Annotated in this window: 19 protein-coding genes and 2 tRNA genes; 11 read left to right on the top strand and 10 right to left on the bottom strand. The window is 49.0% G+C overall.

Annotated elements, in window-relative coordinates; translation table 11 throughout:
• On the top strand, positions 1-2,707 hold a 2,707-nt coding region (locus MA2_RS08085; protein WP_067058692.1), incomplete at its 5' end, for a YadA family autotransporter adhesin.
• An 89-nt stretch (positions 2,708-2,796) separates the two neighbouring features.
• A complete protein-coding gene (locus MA2_RS08080; RefSeq protein WP_067058690.1) occupies positions 2,797-3,684 on the top strand; it encodes an OmpA family protein in 888 nt (295 codons plus the stop codon).
• A 66-nt stretch (positions 3,685-3,750) separates the two neighbouring features.
• Here MA2_RS08080 and MA2_RS08075 read toward each other — a convergent pair whose 3' ends face one another.
• Together MA2_RS08075 and MA2_RS08070 are read right to left on the bottom strand one after the other, a co-directional pair.
• Positions 3,751-5,154, bottom strand: a complete 1,404-nt coding sequence (locus MA2_RS08075) for an MATE family efflux transporter (protein WP_079352243.1) — start codon at positions 5,152-5,154, stop codon at positions 3,751-3,753.
• A 29-nt stretch (positions 5,155-5,183) separates the two neighbouring features.
• Complete coding sequence (locus MA2_RS08070; RefSeq protein ID WP_067058688.1) at positions 5,184-5,663, bottom strand: DUF4124 domain-containing protein; 480 nt, start codon at positions 5,661-5,663, stop codon at positions 5,184-5,186.
• An 854-nt stretch (positions 5,664-6,517) separates the two neighbouring features.
• On the opposite strand from MA2_RS08070, the gene MA2_RS08065 reads away from it, so the two are divergent.
• The 3 genes from MA2_RS08065 (at position 6,518) to ilvC (ending at position 9,833) form a co-directional block, all read left to right on the top strand.
• Positions 6,518-8,233, top strand: coding sequence for an acetolactate synthase 3 large subunit (locus tag MA2_RS08065; RefSeq protein ID WP_245945376.1), 1,716 nt, complete (start codon positions 6,518-6,520; stop codon positions 8,231-8,233).
• Positions 8,233-8,724 carry an acetolactate synthase small subunit gene (ilvN, locus tag MA2_RS08060; protein ID WP_067058686.1) on the top strand — a complete coding sequence of 164 codons (492 nt, stop codon included), beginning with the start codon at positions 8,233-8,235 and terminating at the stop codon, positions 8,722-8,724. Before MA2_RS08065 ends, ilvN begins: the two co-directional genes overlap by 1 nt.
• An 86-nt stretch (positions 8,725-8,810) precedes the next feature.
• Positions 8,811-9,833 carry a ketol-acid reductoisomerase gene (gene ilvC, locus MA2_RS08055; protein WP_067058684.1) on the top strand — a complete coding sequence of 341 codons (1,023 nt, stop codon included), beginning with the start codon at positions 8,811-8,813 and terminating at the stop codon, positions 9,831-9,833.
• Between the two features lie 77 nt (positions 9,834-9,910).
• Here ilvC and ispC read toward each other — a convergent pair whose 3' ends face one another.
• The 7 genes from ispC to rimO all read right to left on the bottom strand — a co-directional run bounded on the left by ispC (position 9,911) and on the right by rimO (position 16,999).
• Positions 9,911-11,104: a 1-deoxy-D-xylulose-5-phosphate reductoisomerase gene (gene ispC, locus MA2_RS08050; RefSeq protein ID WP_067058696.1), complete on the bottom strand. Its 1,194-nt coding sequence runs from the start codon at positions 11,102-11,104 to the stop codon at positions 9,911-9,913.
• A 192-nt stretch (positions 11,105-11,296) separates the two neighbouring features.
• The gene (locus tag MA2_RS08045; protein WP_067058694.1) at positions 11,297-12,178 is read right to left on the bottom strand and encodes a phosphatidate cytidylyltransferase; all 882 of its coding nucleotides are present in this window, start codon (positions 12,176-12,178) and stop codon (positions 11,297-11,299) included.
• Positions 12,179-12,258: 80 nt separating this feature from the next.
• Positions 12,259-13,008: a polyprenyl diphosphate synthase gene (gene uppS, locus MA2_RS08040; RefSeq protein WP_373279764.1), complete on the bottom strand. Its 750-nt coding sequence runs from the start codon at positions 13,006-13,008 to the stop codon at positions 12,259-12,261.
• A 65-nt stretch (positions 13,009-13,073) separates the two neighbouring features.
• Positions 13,074-13,628 (bottom strand): ribosome recycling factor, encoded by a 555-nt coding sequence (gene frr, locus MA2_RS08035; RefSeq protein ID WP_067058680.1) that lies wholly within the window; start codon positions 13,626-13,628, stop codon positions 13,074-13,076.
• A 49-nt stretch (positions 13,629-13,677) separates the two neighbouring features.
• A complete protein-coding gene (gene pyrH, locus MA2_RS08030) occupies positions 13,678-14,409 on the bottom strand; it encodes a UMP kinase (protein ID WP_067058678.1) in 732 nt (243 codons plus the stop codon).
• Positions 14,410-14,553: 144 nt separating this feature from the next.
• Positions 14,554-15,459, bottom strand: a complete 906-nt coding sequence (locus tag MA2_RS08025; protein ID WP_067058676.1) for an urea transporter — start codon at positions 15,457-15,459, stop codon at positions 14,554-14,556.
• Between the two features lie 28 nt (positions 15,460-15,487).
• Positions 15,488-16,999 (bottom strand): 30S ribosomal protein S12 methylthiotransferase RimO, encoded by a 1,512-nt coding sequence (gene rimO, locus MA2_RS08020; RefSeq protein WP_067058674.1) that lies wholly within the window; start codon positions 16,997-16,999, stop codon positions 15,488-15,490.
• A 164-nt stretch (positions 17,000-17,163) separates the two neighbouring features.
• Between rimO and MA2_RS08015 the strand changes: the two genes are divergently transcribed.
• The 4 genes from MA2_RS08015 to MA2_RS08000 all read left to right on the top strand — a co-directional run bounded on the left by MA2_RS08015 (position 17,164) and on the right by MA2_RS08000 (position 19,560).
• Positions 17,164-18,171: a serine/threonine protein kinase gene (locus tag MA2_RS08015; RefSeq protein WP_079352242.1), complete on the top strand. Its 1,008-nt coding sequence runs from the start codon at positions 17,164-17,166 to the stop codon at positions 18,169-18,171.
• A 152-nt stretch (positions 18,172-18,323) separates the two neighbouring features.
• Positions 18,324-18,408, top strand: a tRNA-Leu gene (locus tag MA2_RS08010).
• 19 nt (positions 18,409-18,427) lie between these two features.
• Positions 18,428-18,514 (top strand) — tRNA-Leu (locus tag MA2_RS08005).
• 173 nt (positions 18,515-18,687) lie between these two features.
• Positions 18,688-19,560 carry an integrase arm-type DNA-binding domain-containing protein gene (locus tag MA2_RS08000; RefSeq protein ID WP_067058670.1) on the top strand — a complete coding sequence of 291 codons (873 nt, stop codon included), beginning with the start codon at positions 18,688-18,690 and terminating at the stop codon, positions 19,558-19,560.
• Here the strand turns inward: MA2_RS08000 and MA2_RS07995 are convergent.
• Positions 19,557-19,796, bottom strand: coding sequence for a hypothetical protein (locus tag MA2_RS07995; protein WP_067058668.1), 240 nt, complete (start codon positions 19,794-19,796; stop codon positions 19,557-19,559). The genes MA2_RS08000 and MA2_RS07995 overlap by 4 nt on opposite strands.
• 377 nt (positions 19,797-20,173) lie before the next feature.
• On the opposite strand from MA2_RS07995, the gene MA2_RS07990 reads away from it, so the two are divergent.
• Positions 20,174-21,958 carry a hypothetical protein gene (locus MA2_RS07990; RefSeq protein WP_067058666.1) on the top strand — a complete coding sequence of 595 codons (1,785 nt, stop codon included), beginning with the start codon at positions 20,174-20,176 and terminating at the stop codon, positions 21,956-21,958.
• Between the two features lie 69 nt (positions 21,959-22,027).
• Positions 22,028-22,669, top strand: a complete 642-nt coding sequence (locus tag MA2_RS07985; RefSeq protein WP_067058664.1) for a hypothetical protein — start codon at positions 22,028-22,030, stop codon at positions 22,667-22,669.
• Positions 22,670-22,683 lie beyond the last annotated feature (14 nt).

The following is a 22,683-nucleotide window of genomic DNA, read 5'->3' as shown; positions in this document are numbered from 1 at the left end:
CGACAACCAGCTAACAGCCGTCACCACCGCATTGAACTCAGATGGCAAAGGCAACACCAATGCCACCAACCCAGACAACCTTGTCAAAGCAGGTGACATAGCCAACGCCATCAACAACGCAGGCTTCAACCTACAAACCAACGGCGACGAAGCAAGCCTAGTCAAAAATGGCGACACCGTTCAACTGCTTGATGGGCAAAACATCGCCATCACCCGTGAAGGCAACAACATTACCGTAGCCACCAAACCAAATGTGGTGTTTGATAGTGTCAAAGCAGGCAATACCACCATCAACCAAGATGGCATCGACAACGGTGGCAAGCTGATCACCAACGTTGCCAGTGGTCTGCAAGGTAAAACGCTTAACCAAATTAAAGATGAGGGTAGCAGCAGTAGCCAATGGAGCAATGCAGCTACTATCGGTGATTTGACACAAGTACAAACCAATATTAGCAATACTCAACAAATCGTTGGTGGTGTAGATATTGATGGTAACGTCGTCGATGGTGATGGTTCAATGCTGACGGTTGTCAATGCAGACAATTCTACAACCCCTATTACCTTGACAGCTGCTGAGGCGTTACGCACCTATGATGCGGTGGGCGCGGGTACTGTTGAAACCAACTCAGTTTTAACAGCGGTTAAAAACATCAACGAGCAAGGCACCAAGTACATTCACTTTAACGGTGGTGAGCGTAGTGTTGGTGGTCAGCGCGGTACGAACGATGAACAATCGCAGGCTAACGGCTCTAAATCAACAGCAATCGGCTATAAAACGGATGCTAATGGCGACGCAGCAGTAGCAATTGGTAATCAAGTATTGGCAAACGGTCAGCAAGCCATTGCTATCGGTGACCGCGCTCAAGCAGTAGGCAGCCAGTCTATCTCAATCGGTACAGAAAATATCGTAACGGGTAAAAACTCAGGCGCGATCGGTGACCCAAGCATCATTGATGGCGATAACAGCTATTCGATCGGTAACAACAACCGCATCGGTGGCACTACCCAAAATGCCTTTATCTTGGGTAATAATGTTCAACTGGGGGCAGATAATGACGGCAATGTCACCAACAATGTTAGCGGCGCTGTTGCCTTAGGTAACAATACTGCGGTAAACGCAGCAGGCGGTGTTGCATTGGGTGAAAATTCAGTGGCGAGTCGTGCAGGTCTAGGCAGTAATGTGACAACCAGCAGCGGTACCATCACGCAAGCTACCAGCGATACAACCAGTCAAGTATTTGCCTTACAGCAATCTAGCCAAGCTGATAAAGATGCCATTATTGCCACAGCAACCAATAGCGTAGCCGCAGTGTCAGTGGGTCGAGAAGGTGCAAATCGTCAGATTACCAATGTAGCAGCAGGTTCATTAGATAGCGATGCGGTCAATGTGGCACAGCTACGCGCTGCTGCCCAAGCTGCTTCTCAGGCCGCAACAGCAGCCAGCAGCAAGGTTGCGGCTGGGCAAAACATTACCGTTACGTCAGCACCAAATACAGACGGTAGCACGACTTATACCGTTGCCACCACACCAAACTTGGTGGCTGATAGTTTAACCATCAATAACGGTGATAATCCTGTCACGCTAAATGCTAGTGGACTCAACAACGGCGGCAATCGTATCACCAACGTTGCAAAAGGTGTTGATGGCACCGATGCAGTTAATGTTGATCAGCTAAATAACGCTATCAACAGTGCCGCTTCAGGTGCGCGCACCGAGATCAAAGCAGGCACCAACATTGCCAACGTGGTCAAAACTACAGGTGAAAATGCTCAAGATATCTATACCATCAACGCCCGTGGCGCCAGCACCACAGCAGGCTCAGACGCTGTGACAGTCACCAGCAGTGATGCAGCCAATAACGTTACCAACTATGCGGTCGATTTGAGCGACGCAACCAAAGCAAGTTTGGCTAAAGCAGACAGTGCCGTGCAAAATATCCAAGCAGGGCAAAACATCGCTATTACACGTGATGGCAATAACGTTACGGTCGCAACCACACCAAACTTGGTAGCTGATAGTCTGACAACTGGCGACACAGTAGTCAATAACGCAGGCTTGACGATCAACAATGGACCAAGTGTGACGCAACGTGGTGTCAATGCCGGTGACCAAAAAATCACCAACGTAGCAGCAGGCGACATCAACGCAGACAGCAAAGACGCGGTCAATGGTAGCCAGCTTTATGCCACCAATCAAAACGTCACACAAGTACAAGGCGACGTGGCGAAACTTAACAACGGCGCAGCAGGCGTCGTGCGTTATAGCAGCGCTGATACACCAACCACACCAAACGGCGGCGTAGTTAGCAATGACGTGACATTGGTCGGTAAAGCCAATGAGCCTGTCACCATCCACAACGTAGCACCGGGTCGCGCTGTCACCGATGCCGTGAACGTCGGTCAGCTATCAGCGCTTGAGGGCAAAGTCAATAATGCGGTCAATAAACTGGGATATCGTATCGATGATGTTCATGACCAAGCCAATGCTGGTATCTCGGCTGCAATGGCAACCGCTGCACTACCGCAAGCGTTCTTGCCAGGCAAGTCGATGGTTTCAGGTGGTTTAGCAAGCTACAACGGTGAAGGGGCGGTTGCTGTGGGTGTCTCAACTCTATCAGATAACGGTCGCTGGGTTATCAAACTTAGCGGTACTGCCGACACCCAAGGTAACGCAGGTGGCTCGATTGGCGCAGGCTTCCACTGGTAATTATTTAGTCCCGCTCAGCGTCAGTTGGGCGGGTACTTCTTATCCTTTTAACACTTTTACCTATGCATAAATAAAATAAGGCAAAATCGATGAATCTGAAAAAAATCTGTTACCGTGTCAGCGCGCTGATGATTGCAAGTTTAGCAATGACCGCGTGCACCAATACGATCAGCCACCAAGTGACCCGTGATGGCACCGTTGAACCATCTGACCTGATTTTTCCAGATGTCAACAAAGCTTGGCAAAAAGATGGACAGTTTCCCAATCGTGAAAACTTAAGCAAAATTAAACCCGGTGTGGGTAAGGATGATTTGTATCAACTGATCGGTCGTCCACACTTTAGTGAAACCCATGGCGCACATGAGTGGGACTATATTTTTAAATTCTACCAACCTGATAACTCAATTAAGATTTGTCAGTACAAAGTGATTTTTGATAAAGATTATAAGGCACAGTCATTCTACTGGTTGCCTGTGGATTGTACGGCATATGCTGAACCACAAACCACCGTGGTTGCCGCGCCAACAGTGATTGTCACACCTGCAGCCCCTGCACCTGTTATCGCGCCTGAGCCTGTGGTAAAAGAGCACATTGATTTGTCAGCCGATGCGCTGTTTGCGTTTGATAAATGGCGAGCCCAAGACATGTTACCTGGTGGGCAAGAGCAGCTACGTCAGTTGGCTGATAAATTGCGTCAATACCAAGAGCAAGGCGATATGCGTTTGGTGGTAACAGGGCATACCGACCGCTTTGGTAGTGCCGAGTACAACATGAACCTATCGCAGCTACGCGCGCAAACAGTGCGTCAATTTTTGATGACACAAGGTATCGCGTCATCTGCGATCATTGCGCAAGGTGTGGGCGAATCGGAGCCAGTCACCACGCAATGCCCCGAAAGCATGCCACGCCAGCAGGCTATTCAGTGCTTACAGCCCGATCGCCGCGTGAGTGTGGACGTAACCGTTTATTCGCGTTAATATTTTGGTAAAACACAAAAAAACCATCTGGTAAACAGATGGTTTTTTACGTTGATATGCTAAAAATTAAGCCCATGCATGTCGCAAAAGACGTTGGCGTTGCCATGTCCGCAAGCCGAGTAGCAATGCCGCAACGGACAATCCTGTAACCAATGCCAACCAAAACCCACTTGCCCCTAAACCAGTATGCCGCGTCAAGTACCAACCCAACGGAATGGCAACCAGCCAGTAGCTAATCAGCGTAATCACCATCGGCACTGTCGTATCTTGTACGCCGCGCAAGATACCAGCAAAATTGACCTGCCATGCGTCGACAATCTGATACAGCATGGCAAACCACAGCAGTGTAGCAGATTTAGCAATCACTGCAGGGTCATGACTAAACCAAGCAGGGATTTGCTCACGCAGTAGCGCGATAATCGTCATGCCACCCAATGCCAAAGCAGTAGCGACCGCCAAACCAAGCCAAGCCATGCGGCGCAGTGCCACAAAATCTTGTGCCCCGTAGCGATTGGACACCAAAATCGTCAAAGCCGTTGCCAAAGAAAATGGCAACATAAACAGCTGGCTTGACACCGTAATGGCGACTTGGTGGCTAGCCACCGCAATCTCCCCCAATGGGCTGATAATCAACGCAGCCAGACTAAACGCGCTGACCTCAAAAAACACACTCAGCCCAATTGGAATACCAAGGCGCAGCTGCTTGCCAAGCTGGCTAAGTTTGACTGCTGCAAACTGTTGATAAAACCGTGTTTGGCTAAACGCTTGGCGCGGTGTCAGGCTCAAATAACCGCCCAACATGATAAGATTGAGCCATAGCGTGGCTGCCGAAGCATAGCCGCAGCCTGCACCGCCCAACGCAGGTAAAATTTGCCGATCGCCCATAGCGATGCCATGAATAAACAAATAATTAAGCGGGATATTGAGCAACAGACCAATAAGACTAATTACCGTCACTACCACAGGCTGCTTTAGGCTCTCAGTATAGCAGCGTAGCGACGTATAAGCGCACACCGCAGGCAAGCCAAACGAAATACCGCGCAAAAACTCACGCGCAATCGGTGCAATCTCACTGGGCACGCCCATCACACCAAACAGCCGATACAGCTGATTGACCGTCAATATACCCAGAACGCCTAACACCAATGCCAACCACAGCGACTGCTGCGTGATAAAGCGCACCTGTTGGTTTTGATCAGCGTGTTTTTGTCCGATCACCTCACCAATCAGCGGTGTGGTGGATAGCAAAATACCAACCAATAACAAAAATACAGGCAGCCACACACCTGCACCAATTGCCACCCCTGCCAAATCACGCGCCGACACTTGCCCTGCCATGACCGTATCGACAAGACTAAGCCCTGATTGGCAAATCTGAGTGCACAAAATCGGCAGCGTCAATGCCACCAACTGGCGCATATCTTGCCGCCACGGTGACGTGATAGAATCAGATGAATCAACAACAGCCATGTAAAACCGTGACTACACTTTACTGACGATTAGCCTTTGCAATACTGGTTAATGGCTTGCTGAATTTGCTGGCGGCGTAGCTCAATTTCGCGACCATCTAGGTACTTACGCTCGCCGTTTTGCGCCATCTCGTACACGCGCCCGCCTGCATTCATATTTTGTAAATTGGCTTGTAGGGTTTTGCAGCGTTCTTTATCTTGCTCTTTTTGTTGGGCTTTGTTTTGTGCCTCAAGCTCAGCGATACGGCGTTGTTCGGCGGTTTGTGTCGCACCTACTGTGCTGGCAGGCATGCCATTATTGGCGTTACTGTTACCGCCTGCAGATGCCATTGCCATCTCGCGTGTGTTGATGACTTGCACCTTTTTTAAATCCACCCCTTGGGTTGGCGCATATTGGCTATAATGCGGCACACCGTTGGGATCAATCCATTTATAATAAGTTGCCGCATGGCTCATCGCGCCGATACAAGACGCGGCAATCAATAACGTGTAGGTAATGGCATTACGCATGGTCTTCTCACTTTACTTGGCTAACAATCGGCGGATTAATCGTTATGACAGATGCGATATAAGTGCGCAGTGTCAGTATAAAATAATGCAAGATTAACATAGCTTAAAGTAGTTGGCAAAAACTTGCGATAAAAGCGGTCAAATCTTGACTATACTGTGCTAGATAACAGCAGCGCACCCATCAAATTACTTATTTTTTAATAAAATTATCGAATATAAAAAAAAGTTATGTATTTGCTAGAATTTTTTTGCTTGACTTCATGCAAAAATAAGCACACTATAATCAAACTACTGGTCGATAGCCTGTGATTACCGTCAGGGCTATTTGGTAAACACCCAGTGCTAGGTAATAAAAACGTAACGTTTGATCACCTAGCGTTCGGTTGGTTTATCGTTGTTGTTACCCAGCAAGGTATCAGATCCATAAGCAGGAGGCTTCATGGTCACTTACCGTGCTGCGTAACGTGACTTATCGGTTAGCAAAGCACCAAGTAGCCAACACTGAGCAAAGCTTAGCACCTCAAGCACAGCATGTTTGTGTGATGATCCCATACCACCACCTAAAACACGCTGTTACCATTCAAGCCTTTTGGTTTTGCGGTTAGTTTGTCGGGATGCAGTGTGGTTATGTTGGCAATGTTTTGCTATCCACACGCACCGATGATCCACATACCCACCAGTAACCACCAAACCTGCTGCGCTGATCTCAATGACTGACGCGGCGATGCAAGCAAAAGGTGATGACTGTGACTCAAACCACGCAAGCCCCAAGCATGACGGGGGAAAACCATTCGGCAGACGCCGCGCCAAATTTTGACGAAAAAACCCAACGTGCCTCACAAGGCGAACCTGTGATGATGTCGGGCGCAGAAATGCTCGTGCAATCCTTGATTGATGAAGGTGTCAAGTACATTTTTGGCTACCCTGGTGGGGCAGTGCTGCATATCTATGACGCTTTATTCAAACAAGACCAAATCGACCATATTTTGGTGCGTCACGAACAAGCAGCAGGGCACATGGCAGACGCGTACGCGCGCGTGACAGGTGATGTCGGTGTGGTGTTAGCAACCTCAGGGCCTGGTGCAACCAACACCGTCACCGCGATTGCTACCGCGTTTATGGACTCTATCCCGATGGTCGTCATCTCAGGGCAAGTACCATCTAATTTGATTGGTGATGATGCGTTTCAAGAAACGGATATGGTCGGCGTATCGCGCCCTGTGGTCAAGCACAGCTTTCAAGTACGTGATCCGCGCGATATCCCTGCAATCGTGCGTAAAGCGTTTTATATCGCGCGCTCTGGTCGTCCAGGACCTGTGGTGATTGATATTCCAAAAGACAAAACCGCGCCCAATGAGCGTTATTTATACCAATTCCCCGAATCGGTCAGTATGCGGTCGTATCAACCATCGATCAAAGGGCATTCAGGACAAATTCGTAAAGCTATTGAATTGTTGTTATTCGCCAAACGCCCCGTATTGTACGCAGGCGGTGGTGTGATTGCCAGTAACGCCAGCGAAGAGCTGACCGAGCTTGCCCATCGCTTAAACTTACCAGTCACCAATACGTTGATGGGCTTGGGCGCATTTCCAGGTTCTGATCGTCAGTTTTTGGGCATGCTGGGTATGCATGGCACTTACGAAGCCAATATGACCGTGCACAATGCCGATGTGATTTTGGCAGTGGGAGCGCGTTTTGATGACCGCGTGACCAATAATCCGCAAAAATTTTCACCATCGGCAAAAATCATTCACATTGACATTGACCCTGCATCGATTTCTAAGACTGTCAATGCCCATGTGCCAATCGTTGGCGATGTCAAAACGGTATTGAGTGAGATACTTGCCAGCCTCAAAGAAACCGATGCCCAACTTGACCAACCTGCCTTGCATGACTGGTGGTCGCAAATCAACGAATGGCGCAAACGCCACGGCTTACGCTACCGCACCGATGACAGCGATATGATGAAGCCACAACACGTGATTGAGCGGCTATACGAACTTACCGACGGTAAAGCGATTATTACCTCAGATGTTGGGCAGCACCAAATGTTTGCCGCGCTGTACTATAAATACGATGAGCCGCGCCAATGGCTAAACTCAGGCGGACTTGGTACGATGGGCGTGGGCTTACCATATGCTATGGCAGCAAAACTGGTATTCCCTGAGCGCGATGTCGTGTGTATTACAGGCGAAGGCTCAATTCAGATGAATATCCAAGAGCTGTCTACCTGTTTACAATACAACTTGCCTGTTAAAATTTTAAACCTCAACAATGCGCAGCTTGGCATGGTCAAGCAGTGGCAAGACATGATCTATGAAGGACGGCATTCGCATTCTTACATGGATTCGATTCCCGATTTTGTCAAACTTGCCGAAGCCTATGGACACGTTGGCATGAAAATTACCGACCCTGCACAGCTTGATGACGCGCTCAAACGCGCACTTGCCATGAAGGATAAATTAGTATTCATTGACGTGATTGTCGATCGCAATGAACACGTATATCCAATGCAAATCGCAGGACAATCCATGCGCGACATGTGGCTAGGTAAAGGGGATCGCACCTAATGAAACACCTTATTTCTGTTTTGATGGAAAACGAATCGGGCTCATTGTCGCGCGTGGTTGGTTTATTCTCACAGCGCGGTTATAATATTGAAACGCTCAACGTCGCACCGACTGATGACCCAACGTTATCACGCTTGACGCTGACCACAATTGCCGATGACAGCAAGGTTGAGCAAATCACCAAGCAGCTCCACAAGCTTATTGAAGTGGTGAAGGTGACAACTTTGACCGACAGCGTACACATTGAGCGTGAATTGATGCTGATTAAAGTTCGCGCTACAGGTAACAACCGCGAGGAAATCAAGCGTTCGGCAGATATTTTTCGTGCGCAAATCGTCGATGTTACCCCGTCGCTATATACCATTCAAATCACAGGCGATGCTGCCAAACTCGATGGCTTCATCGAAGTCGTTGGGCGTGATAAAGTGCTTGAAGTTGTACGCTCAGGCGTGATTGGAATCGCGCGCGGTGAGAAAACCTTGGCTGTATAGGTGATTAGCCATTTAAGCTGCTTGCTAAATTTTAATCCAAATTTTTGAAAACTGATTGATCAAAATTAACCACAAAGGAGTACGCCATGGCGTTAAATATTTTTTATGACAAAGATTGTGACTTGTCGATCATTCAAGGCAAAAAAGTTGCCATCATCGGTTATGGCTCGCAAGGTCACGCACACGCGCTTAACCTAAAAGACAGCGGCGTGGACGTCACGGTCGGCTTGCGTCAAGGCTCAAGCTCATGGAAAAAAGCAGAAAATGCAGGACTAAACGTGGCTGAAGTTGCCGACGCGGTCAAAGATGCCGACGTGGTGATGATCCTAACACCTGATGAATTTCAAAAACAGCTATACAACGATGTCATCGAGCCAAACATCAAACAGGGTGCGACATTGGCGTTTGCCCATGGTTTTGCCATCCACTACAACCAAATCGCACCACGTAAAGATCTAGATGTCATCATGGTTGCGCCTAAAGCACCAGGCCACACCGTGCGTAGTGAATTTGTTGCAGGCGGAGGTATTCCTGATCTGATTGCCGTGTATCAAGACGCATCAGGACAAGCCAAGCAAGTTGCACTATCCTATGCCGCAGGCGTGGGCGGTGGACGTTCGGGTATCATCGAAACCACGTTCAAAGACGAAACCGAAACCGACCTATTCGGTGAGCAAGCTGTATTGTGTGGTGGTGTGGTTGAGCTGGTCAAAATGGGCTTTGAGACCTTGGTGGAAGCAGGTTACGCCCCTGAAATGGCCTACTTTGAATGCTTGCATGAGCTTAAACTGATTGTCGATTTGATTTATCAGGGCGGTATCGCCGATATGAACTACTCAATCAGCAACAACGCTGAATTTGGTGAGTATGTGACAGGTGTTGAAGTGGTCAATGAGCAATCACGCGAAGCGATGCGTCACGCACTTAAACGCATCCAATCGGGTGAATATGCCAAGATGTTCATCACTGAGGGCATGGCAGGTTATCCATCAATGACCGCACGCCGTCGCCAAACCGCTGATCACTTGATTGAGCAAACGGGCGAAAAGTTGCGCGGTATGATGCCATGGATCGCTGCTGGCAAAATCATCGACAAAGAGAAAAACTAATTTTCTTGCTGCATGGTTTGCACGCTGCAATAAAAAACCGCCTCGATTGGCGGTTTTTATTTAAATGAAATAACAGTTTACGCCAATGCCTTGACCGCTGTTTTGGCATGCGTGCGCGCTTGTTCATCAACTGCCAAAATTGCCGCCAAATCTTCCACAGCATTGGTTGGCGTTTGCTGTAGCACGGTTTCATTGATTCTTGCAATATCGGTTAGGCGGATTTTTTCTGCCAAAAAAGCTGCCACCGCCACTTCATTGCTGGCGTTGAGCGCGATACACGCCGCACTACCTGCTTGCATGGCATCATAAGCCAATGCCAAACAGCGAAATTTTTCTAAATCGGGGCGTAAAAACGTCAATTGGCTTAAGGCAAACAGGTCCAGTGGCGTAACGCCGCTGTCAATGCGATCGGGGTAGGCGAGGGCATGGGCAATCGGCGTACGCATATCAGGTGTGCCAAGTTGCGCCAATACGCTGCTATCGCTGTATTCGACCATCGAATGAATGATACTTTGCGGATGGATGACCACATCAATTTGTGTCACAGGCATGTCAAACAAAAAGCTTGCCTCAATCAGCTCAAGTCCTTTATTCATCATCGTCGCGCTATCGACTGAGATTTTTTGCCCCATCGACCAGTTGGGATGTTTGACTGCTTGCGCAACGCTAGCAGCTTGCATATCAGCATAGCTATGTTGCAAAAATGGCCCACCCGAGGCAGTCAGCCACAAGCGTTTGATGCCATGATTTGGTGCGTGAATTGCCGCACGTTCGGTTTGTACCGCAGGTGGAAGACATTGAAAGATCGCATTGTGTTCACTGTCAATCGGTAACAAACGTGCGCCCGATGCCTGCGCTGCACGAATCATCAACGCGCCTGCCATCACCAAGGCTTCTTTGTTGGCAAGTAAAATTGTTTTGCCATGATTTGCTGCTGCCAACGTTGAAGGCAAGCCTGCCGCACCCACAATCGCCGCTACCACGGTATCAACCGTATCATGACTTGCCAGCTCAATGAGTCCTGCATCACCTGCCAGTACCTCAACGCGTAAGCCAGCCGCTTGCAACTGTTGTGCAAAATCGGTTGCGGCAGTATCAGGCACACAAACATAGCGCGGGCTAAACTTACGGCACAAATCTAGCAGCTTATCAAGCCGCGAATGCCCCGACAAACCAACCACATCATAACGCTCAGGGTTGGCGGCGATTACCGCCAGCGTACTGTCGCCAATCGAGCCCGTCGCGCCCAAAATAGCCACTTGTTTTTTTATCGGTTGCTCCACGGTACGTTATTCCTTATTAAACGGCTTAGACTTTAAAGGCTGATATTTTGAAGGCTGATTGCTGCTACTAACAAGTTGATTTGGCGAAAATTTAGCTCGTTAACGCATCGATATATATTGTTTAAAATCATTGTATTGAAGCATATGAACCAACAAGAGGCTAAAATTTTGGAGAAAAAATCAAATCGTCACGCCCAAAAAATGCTGCAATGCCCAAAAACCGAATGCAAAAATCGGCATAGCAGACAGTTGCGAATCGATACGGTCTAAAATACCGCCATGCCCTGGCAAAATTCGTCCCGAATCCTTGACGCCTGCATGGCGTTTGAGCATCGATTCAAACAAATCACCAAACACCGACATCACAATCGTGATAAGCGACAACAGCAAAAACAGCGCAATTGCCAAACCTGACCACGCACCAAACCGCCCAAACGCGACCGCAAGCACCACCAATGACCCTGCCGCCAAGCCACCCAAGAGCCCTTCAATACTTTTATTGGGTGACACCACAGGTGCCATTTTTCGCCGCCCAAACTTGCGCCCAACAAAATACGCGCCACTGTCAGCGCACCACACCAACACGAACACATACAGCAGCAGCCACGGCGATTGTTGCCACAGTGCGAACACTGCGGTCATTGTCGCGGCAATCAGTAGCACGCCGAGCACTGCCAAACGCTGCGGATGGTACCAACGTTGAATATTTTCAGGGTATGCCTTGACCCAGCCAATGACCAACAGCCACACCACACACGCCGCGACCCACAAAATCACCCAACTAGGAGCAAACCACAAGGCTTGTGCTGTCGCCAATAGGGTTGCGGTGGCATAAATATAGGCATACTGAGCGTTTTGCCGCGTCACTGTCGGCAATGTCGTTTGGGGTAAGGTTACTTGTGATGCTTCGGCATTTGGTGCGGTGATTTTTGTCCACTCATAGCCTGCGACCGCAGCAGCAAACAGCAGCAGCGGCAGCATCAGCACAGGTGAGGGCAAAGCGAACATAGCCACCCCAACCAAAATCAGCAGTACGACGGCTGTGCGGATGCGTTGCCACATAGTTTGCTCCAATGTGATCGGTCATGACTGGATGAAAAAATTTTAACCAAGTAAAAATAGCCAGTTAAATACCAATGCTGCTAATCGGCAGCGATCTGTTCACTGGTTTTACCAAATCGCCGCTCACGTGTGCCAAAATCCGCCAACATCGCGTCTAATTCACGAATACCAAAATCTGGCCACAGGGTCTCGCTAAAAAACAGCTCGGCATAGGCGCATTGCCAGAGCAGAAAGTTAGAAATGCGATAGTCGCCGCCTGTGCGGATCAGCATATCCACGGCAGGCAAATCTGCCAACTCTAAGTGCGCTGCCAGCCGCTCGGGTGTGATGTCGTCAGGATTTAACGTACCTGCTTGCACTTGTTGTGCCAGTGTTTGGCAGGCTTGAGTGATATCCCATTGTCCACCGTAGCTGACAGCAATGCTTAGCACCATGCCAGGGTGGGCGGCAGTTTGGCGTTCAGCGTCTGCCATCAAAGCTCGTAGTTTAGGCGATAGCAATGCACGATTACCAATAAAGCGCAGCTGCATGCCATAACGCTGCATACGTGGCAACTGCTCATGAATACTTTGTGCCAATAGCTGCATGAGTAAGGCGACCTCATCGGCAGGGCGTTGCCAGTTTTCACTAGAAAAGGCAAATACAGTTAAAGCCTCGACACCAAGCCGTGCGCAGTGCTCAACAATCGGGTCTAGCGAGTCTTTACCGGCCAAATGCCCGCCACCCATCGGTAAGTGATGCACCTTGGCATAGCGGTTATTGCCATCCATGATGATGGCAATATGGCGCGGTAGTACCAAAGATGTGGACGGGGTGGGCAGATCGTTCAACGCGGCTTACTCTTACTTGATATTTCTCAATGGGGTTTAAGCGGATTGCTGATATCGCTTGAGGCTTAAACTTCCATCAATTCGGCTTCTTTGGCTGCCAACTTTTTGTCAATCGCGTCAATGTATTTATCCGTCATTTTTTGAATGTCGTCATTGGCACGACGCTCGTCATCCTCTGAGATTTCTTTATCTTTTACCAAAGTTTTAAGCTGATTGTTCATATCACGGCGCGCGTTACGTACCGATACACGGCGTTCTTCTGCTTCAGCACGCGCCAATTTTTGCATATCTTTGCGCGTCTCTTCGGTCAAAGCTGGCAGCGGTACGCGAATTACATCGGCAGAGATGGGGTTTAGGCCCAAATCCGATTCACGGATTGCTTTATCAACGGCTTGTACCATGCTGCGGTCAAACGGCTGCACCACCAATGTGCGTGAATCTTCAACGTTGATACTTGCCACTTGGTTCAATGGCATATCTGAGCCGTAGTAAGACACGGTCACACTTGACAAAATACCAGGGTGGGCGCGTCCTGTACGCAGCTTGCTAAATGCAGTTTCTAGCGCATCAACCGCCTTTTGCATTTTTTCTTCGCCTTGCTTTTTGATGTCATTAATCATGGTTGATTCCTTAAGGTTCCCTAAATAGTCAAAATAAAATTAGTAAAAACTAGACCTGTTGATAAACGCGCGTACCTTCAGGCTCGCCCATCACCACGCGTAGCAGTGCATTGGGCTTGCTCATATCAAATACTTGCAACGGTACATTGTGCTCACGCAGCAGCGCAATCGCGGTTAAATCCATCACGCCCAATTTTTGATCAAGCACTTGATCAAACGTCAGTTCATCGTATTTTAAAGCATCCTCAAACTGACTGGGGTCTTTGGTATAAATCCCATCGACTTTGGTCGCCTTTAAAATCAAGTGCGCTTGAATTTCAATGCCGCGCAAGCATGCCGCCGTATCGGTGGTAAAAAACGGATTACCCGTACCTGCAACAAAAATACACACTTCGTTGTTTTTTAAGTGGCGAATGGCATTACGACTGCTGTAGTTTTCGGTGACTTCACCTATGGGTAGCGCAGACATCAGGCGGCATTTGATGTTACGACGCTCAAGCGCGTCACGCAGCGCAAGCCCGTTCATGACCGTAGCAAGCATACCCATTTGGTCACCCGTCACGCGTCCGACCAAGCCTTGTTTTTGCAACTGGCTACCACGGTACAAATTACCACCGCCGACCACAATGCCTACCTGCACGCCTAGGCCAACCAGATGTGCAATAGCAAGGCTCATGGTATCGAGCACGTCTGAGTCAATGCCCATGTCGTTTTTACCCGCCAGCGCTTCGCCAGAGAGTTTGAGTAAAATACGGTTATAACGTGGGGCTTTATCAGACATGGCAACCTCGATGGATTTTTATAAAATCAATGAAAAATAGGCGTAAGTATCAGCTAAATGCGCAAATTCTAGCAAATTTACCCATCATTTAACAGCGTCTTGACCGTATTGAGTGTGTAGTAAAAAGTTATTGAACAAAACTGCCTAAGCATTAACCACGCGCCGTAGCCCTGCTACCATCCATACCGCCACCACGAACGGCAAGGTTAGCACCCCACCCAGCATATCCATGCCTGTAAACTGGCTAAAGAGTAATTGCAAAATAAACGCCACCACTGAAGCCACCACCACCCAACATACTGCCGCCCACGTCGTGCGCACAGGCTGACCTGCCAGTGTAATCGCCGCCAAAGCACTGTTATAGCCAAACAAACCCAAGGCAATATCCGCTTGCGCTTGCGCTGTCAAGATAGCGAGCAATATGCCAATCAGCGCGCCTAACACACCTGCCGCTGCAGGCACTGCCCCTGCCATCGCAAGACCAATCACAAATAGCACACCTGCAACAGGCGCACCCTGAAAAATCACCTGTCCAATACCGTTAAACAGTGCAGCCCATGCACCGACTGGCAAATCAACCAAAGGCTGCACATCAGCCGCATTTGCCAAGCCCAAGCCATACACGCCGACTACATGCACCACCCACGCCACCACCACAAACGGCAAGGTATAGGCTGCCACCTTGCGCTGTGCCAAAGTACATTGCAGCCATGCCGCCACCGCCGCACCAATCACACCCAACACAACCGCAGGCAAATTTAAACCAAAGAAAAACACCGCCGCCGCACCCACCAGCGCAGGGCTAAAACCATACAAACCGTTTGTAATGCCTTGGGCATCAAAGCGCAACGTGTACGCGGTTAGTGTACCGACCACTGCCCCAATCAGCGTACCAACAGCCACTTGCCAGTTACCCACCAACAGCCCAAGCAAAAACAGCAGCCCCGTCCAGCCGTTGCCTTGCAGCATGATCTGTCCAATTCCACGCACCAAAGCCAGCAGCAAGGCTGTTCGTGGGTGAGCATGTAGCGCGTTCATCATAGATGTCATAGCGGCGACCTAGAATTTAAACAGCATTTTAGCCAAAACGGGCAAATAAATCGTATTCGCTGGCTTCATCAATCCTAACCGTGATAAAGTCACCGATTTTTACTGTCGCGTCAATGTCATCGACATACACATGCCCGTCAATCTCGGGCGCGTCAGCGTAGCTGCGGCAAATGGCAATGTTTTCTTCAGTGTCGATATCATCAACCAATACCGTTAAGGTTTTACCGACTTTTTGCTGCAGCTTGTCGGCAGAAATGCGCTGTTGTAACGCCATCAAACGCTCATAGCGTTCTTGCTTGATGGCTTCAGGCACGGGATTGGGCAGATCGTTTGCTACCGCACCTTCAACGTCTGAATAAGTAAACGCACCCACACGGTCAAGCTGTGCTTGCGCTAGCCAATCAAGCAAATATTCAAAGTCGTCTTCGGTTTCACCAGGAAAGCCGACCACAAACGTTGAGCGAATGGCGATATCAGGACAAATTTCACGCCATGCTTGAATGCGTGCCAGCGTGTTTTCACTGTGAGCAGGACGTTTCATTGCCTTAAGTACCGATGGGCTGGCATGCTGAAACGGAATATCCAGATACGGCAAAATCTTGCCCTGTGCCATCAAGCGCACCACATCATCCACATGGGGGTAGGGGTATACATAGTGCAGGCGCACCCACAACGGCGCGTTAGGGCGATTAAGCTGCCCTAAAGCTTGGCATAAGTCAAAAAACTTCGAGCGCAGCGGCATGCCTTGCCAAAAACTGGTTTTATACTTCAAATCCACGCCGTACGCTGACGTGTCTTGTGAGATAATCAGCAATTCCTTGACGCCTGCACGTTGCAACGCCGATACCTCATGCATCACTTGGTCAATTGGACGCGACACCAAATCACCGCGCAAACTTGGAATAATACAAAACGTGCAGCGATGGTTACAGCCTTCACTGATTTTGACATAGGCATAATGCTTGGGCGTAAGCTTGACACCGCTTACATTGATGAGGTCAATTTTTGGGTCATAATCTTTGATGGGCGCAGGTTTGGGCAGATGATGATTGACCGCATCGATCACCGCGTCGTAGGCATGCGCACCTGTAACCGCAAGCACAGCAGGATGCATGGCTTGAATTTTTGCCGCATCTTTACCCAAACAGCCCGTCACGATAACCTTGCCATTGTGCTCAATCGCCTCACCAATCGCATCAAGCGACTCTTGCACCGCCGATTCAATAAACCCACAGGTATTGACGACGACCAAATCCGCGCCGTTATAATCACCAGCCACATCATAGCCTTGTTGAGTCAACTGGGTGATAATGCGCTCGCTATCGACCAGTGCCTTGGGGCAACCAAGTGACACAAAACCGACCTTTGGCGCAGATTTTTTGAGCGTTGCCTGATTTGGATTGGCAAACGCGGCACTATCGGCAACATCACGGTTTTGGTTGTGGTTGGCTTGATGGTGATAGCCCGTTTCGCTAGGGTTTGGCGTAGGCTGACTGGTGGCTGTGGCAGTAGGCACATACAAACGAGGTTCGGTTGGCATGATAGGCTTGTCCTGTGCTAAAATAACCGCACATTGTAACGTTTTTTGCCTATTTTGCCAAACCTTTAAGCTTTTAAATCTTGAAACTTTAAGCTTTTAAATCTTGAAAAAAGTAACGCTGGCACGCTTGCCTAAAAAGTTATAAAAACAACCACCGTCTTTTCATGCAACCAGTTTTACCAAACCCACCAATGTTACCCGATCAGGTGACTATTTACGGCAAGCGTTATCAAGCTAAATTTGCCAATTGGCACATTCTGCACCAATCAGTACTGAATCATGTCATTTTGTGGCAAGTTACGGCAAGCTTTTGCCCATTGCAAGCTGCTTGTGCAAACCACCGCCAACAGACAGCGTTTAACTTGCCATTGGTTATCAAAACCCTGCTGCCAACCGCAAGCACGCTGAGCCAAACGCAATTGAGCCATGAAATTGGCATGCTGCAAACCTGTCAGCAATTTGCCATCTGTGCACTTGCCGAAAACAAGCCTGAAGCTAGCCATAACCTTGCAACCAAGCAGGCAGGCGTGGCGCAATTACTGTTTTATGACATCACACCCAATGCCACATGCGGTGGTTTTTTGGCTATGCCGTGTTATGCTGCACCAAATTTGCGTCAGCTGATTGGCGAGCAGTCGCTCAACTTTGCCCAATCGCTAAATATCGCCCATCAGCTCTGCCGAACACTCAATGCGCTACATGATTTGAATCTACTGCATGGCGACGTAAAACCAAGCAATATCCTCTATGCCCCCGACCATCAACAGCTTATTGTATTAGACTTCGCCTTGGCGCAAAATTTGCCCCTCGCGCATGGTCAAACACTGCCAGCACCAACCACCACCGCAGGCACGCCTGCTTATATGGCACCTGAGCAATTTATGGGCGCAACACCAAGCCGCGCACAAGAAAATTACAGTGTCGGTGTGATATTATTTGAATTATTCACCAATACACGCCTATTTACTGCTGCTACCATTCGCGACTGGGCGTACACCCATCAAAACTCACCATTGCCTGATATCAAAGCGCGTATTGATACGCGTTTTGCCAATGACACGACATTCAACGCTCAACAAGCCGATCTACTGGGTAAATTTATTGGCAGCTTGTTGGCAAAACACCCCGATAATCGTCAAAATTTGTTGGGCATTACACAGATTTTTGCTTAATTGCTGCCTATACAAAAAAAATATCAAAAAAAATGCAAAATTTTAAAAAAAGTGCTTGCAATGGTTTTAGAAATGACTATAATAAGCAACCACTGAGACGGACAGCAAGCCACACAACGCTAAGCTGACACAAACGTCGAAGTACAGACAACGGGGACGTGGCGAAATTGGTAGACGCACTGGATTTAGGTTCCAGCGCCGCGAGGTGTGAGAGTTCGAGTCTCTCCGTCCCCACCATATATGAAGCACCGCTTATGCCAGTGTGGTGAAATTGGTAGACACGTCGGATTCAAAATCCGATGCCCTTAAAAGCGTGTCGGTTCGAGTCCGACCACTGGTACCATCTAACAATCTGTAGACGTATGTAGATGTATGTAAAGCCCTTACGCAGCAAGCGTTTGGGCTTTTTTGTTGTCTGTTGGCGTATGCTTGCGTATGTAGCAATATACAGTTTTTAACAGTAAAGCTGGCAGTAAAAGTTGTATTTTACTGTTTTATCAAAAAAGGTTTACTGTTATGCCACGTCAAACACGTCCGCTTACTGCAACCGAGGTTGAAAAAGCCAAGCCGAAAGATAAAAACTATCGGCTATACGATGGCGAAGGTCTGGTTCTCAATATCACAACATCAAACACGCGCACTTGGTATCTACAATACACGCGTCCATTTACTGGCAAAAAGGATATGGTTAATTTGGGGCGTTATCCCGCGGTGAGTTTGGCAGATGCGCGCAAGCAAAAAATCATCTGCCAAGAATTGCTGGCAAAGGATATTGACCCAAAACAGCATTTTGCCGAAGAGGCGCGGCGCAAGGTGTATGAGTTTCGCACGGATTTTAAGTCGGTGTTTGAGGAGTGGCTTGCCAGCCGCGCCATTGTGCTACAAAGTTTGCAATCTATCCCAGCGTTTGCCTTTCGCAAGGTGATTTTGCCCGTACCTGACAGCCCGTTTGCTAACCGTGACGATGAAACATGGGGCGGATTGGGTGTGGCGTCGGGGGTGATGATGGATGAGCATGCTTTTGACTATGAGCCATTGGGTCATGCTATGCTGACGTGTGAGCAGTTTATTGGTGGGGCAGTGTATGATAACAACCTAATCATTCAGCCCGAGGATATCACGATGGCAGGGCAGGTTGAGCCGTACGACATCAATTTGCACGGGCGCGAACGGTTGGTGAATATCCCCGATTGGATACCCAAGGTTAGCGATTTGTTTTGTTTGCTGCTGGCAGAGGACAATTTTATTTATATGGAGTGCGTGGGGCGCACAGGTAGCAGCATCATGGCGGATTTTGGGGTCAAATATGTGTTTAACCAAAAGTTCGACTTAAACTTTTTGCCCGCGTTTGATGAAAGCCTGATTGATGATGTAAGTCCGCTGGATTAGTCAATGGACGGATTGTCGTGTGGTATAGTGTGTTGTAATGTGGCATAGTGTGCCAACAAGGCTTGTTTGACGGCGTTGGCGCGTGAGCCGTAAATTTCGGTTAAGGCATTTAATGCATCAAGGGCGGCTTGGTCGGCTTGACGAAACTGTACGCCAACATTGGCGATAGCTTTGGCATTGTAGTTGGCACGAGCGCGTTTGGCGTATTCGGTGTGATTATAATTGCGGTGCGACATGGCGGTTGTCTTTTATGTTGGATTTTGGGATAATGGAGTGGATTGGCGTTTCCACCAATCCAGCCATGGGTGTGCTACCACCTTTAGGCTACCCCAATCTAGTAAGCATTACTGCTTAGCAAGATTAGGGCAATGAAAACAGCGACTAAAACCAGTGTTTTCATCGTCTTACTCCAGTGAAGCCGCCACTTCCACAGGGCGGCGGCGGTAACCCATCAAGCAAGCGTCACCTTGCTTGATTTTTTTATCATATACATTTATGTATATAATGGCAAGCTCGATTGCGCCATGACCAATCCTTCCTTGGAACACCCCCTAAAGCCCTTTATTTCGCCCCTTTACACTGTGCTTATCCAGTTTAATCCCGAGGAAATTTTATGGATAAGCAAGTCGTTAAAGCATACCAAAACGCGGTACAACCCGAACTAGAGAATTTTCGCCGCTTTTTGGGTGAGTATCAAAACCGCCGCCAAAACATGGGCGTGATGCAGGCGTTTGACAGCCTAGACCACGCTGGCGTTCAGTTGCCCGAAACCGTGCAGCTTATTTTAAACTCAAAAGGTGTGGACAATCGCCCAGAGGCAATCAACCGCATTTTTGATGGCTTAGAGGCTGGCATTGAGGACTACCAAGCGCGCAACGGTGGCGACATGCCATCTGAGCGCACCATTATGGCTGCCTTTCAAATGGCGTTAAATGGCTTTACCGAGCACTCAAGCGACGTGGAAGCCAAAAAGCAATTTGACAAGCTGTCATTTGACCACCATGAAGCCTTGTCAGTCGTACCAGCGGCCATTCAAGTCACCTTGATGACGCTGATTTCATCAAGCTTGCCGATTGTTGCGCAGCTGCCAAACCCGATTGGCTCAAACGAAGTGCCGCTGATTTTTGGGCGCACCACTGCCAATATCCGCATGGGCGTATTTAGCCGCGGTGATTTTATTGACGGTGACAAAGCAGGCTTGCCTTACCTTGAAAACCGCCACACGTTGGTGATGACAGCCAATGGCGCGACGTTTGAGACACCAATCCATGTCGGCTACACCGCCCGTCAAGACAGCAACAACGCCACCGTGTTTGAGGCAGATACCACCACCAAAAAAGCTCCCTTCTTAGGCGGTCGTGTGGTGATTACTGTCAAAGGCGTGATGGTTGCCAATGACGCGAACAAGAGCCACCCAACCACCACAGGCGTATCCGTGCTACAAGGCGTGAACGGCAAAGAGGTGGATATTGACGGCAAAAAATACAAAGTCCAATCAGGCACGGCTGACCTAGACAATCACACCGTGGAAGTCACGTTTGATGGCGCGTTTGACTTGCCACAGCAAGATGAAGTTGAGGTGCAAGTTGTCTTTGACTATGAGCGCAAAGATGCCGACGGCAACTATATTTTGACGCCGCCCGGTGTGGATATGGGCTTTGAATCATACGGCATTTATGCTTCGCCATCACGCGTGAAAGTGAGCGCAACCATTGACGCTATCACTCAAATGCGCAATGAGTTAAACCTCACTTGGAATGCCGCGGTGCTGGCGGTGGTACAAAACAAATACTATCTTGAGCAAACCGCACGCTTGTTGCGTGAAACGCGTCGCGCGTGCCTTATGCAAGCCAACCATACGCAAATCATCGACCTTGACAAGCAAGGCGTGGAGTTCTCAAGTGTTGAAGGCAAACTGGCAGCCGCCAAAGGCAGCTTGTATAAAGCCAAGGCTGCACTTAGCCGTCAGATGAACCGCGGTGTGGGCGGCATGATGTACTTTGTATCAGACGCGGGTGCGGTGTACTTTAACACGCTGGGTGAGGATATGTTTAAGCCAACAGGCGCAAGCTATGGCGATAACGCAACCATCTACCGCTTAGGTACAGTCAATGATGGCACAGACGTATACTACGTGCCGCCAAGTTTGGGCGTGTTTGACGATGCCGCCAATTCAGCCACCACGGCAGAAATCTTGGCATTGCCGCGTCCCAATGACCCAGCATTGTCGCCTTTTGTCGGTATGACTGCGGTGCCGCCAATCGTGCTTAGTGCAAATCCCGAGTTGTTCGAGGAGCAAGTGGGCGTGTACTCACGTTTGGCAGCAGAACGCAACCCCAATCCGATGTATGCCAACCAAGGTATGCTTATCCAAATCATCAACGTACCAAATCTGTAAGCCTTTTTCCTGTGGCGGTGTTGTCGATACCGCCATGGGCTTTTTAAATACTCAATGAGGGGAATTGATATGGCAATTCAGCAAATAGACCAACAAACAGACCAGCAAGAAAAAGACTTAGCAATGACCACGCCTGCCGAAAATGCAGCGGCAGACACCACAGCAAGCCGTGACGCTGAGGCGCAAGCTGAACCTGTGGACGAGGTTAAACCCAAAACCACGCGCCGTCGCAAGACCACCACAGAAAACAAAGACAACGAGGGGCAAGGCACAGATGGCGACGAAAAGGGCGATGAAAAAAACGGTGAAACCAGCAGTGCGACGGCTGACAGTACTACCGACAGCGCGGCTGACAAAACCGCCCAATCCGTAGTGAATGACGCAACCGACGCAGCGGCAACGAACGCAGCCACAGTAGAAGCCGAGCCCGAAGCTGAGTCCGAAGTTAAGCCCGAAGCTAAGCCCACACCTGTCATGCCCGTGACACCCGTGACACCAAAGCCTGCCAAGCCTCTGCCGAAGGTTGATAACGTGATTTTTGTTAAAAACAACCATTCAGCAGATTTACTAGAAACTGCCAGCATGACGCGACTGGTGTCGGGCAAGGTGAGTGCTATTCATCTAAACGGCTATGCCACGCGCCAACGTGTGCTTAACAACATCCGACAGCTAAACTACTTACACCGCAATAAACTGGTGATACAGGACTAACACGGGGCTAATGC

It is taken from the genome of Moraxella atlantae NBRC 14588, assembly GCF_001591265.1.
Taxonomy (GTDB): Bacteria; Pseudomonadota; Gammaproteobacteria; order Pseudomonadales; family Moraxellaceae; genus Faucicola; species Faucicola atlantae.
This window is presented reverse-complemented; position numbering and strand designations above follow the sequence as displayed.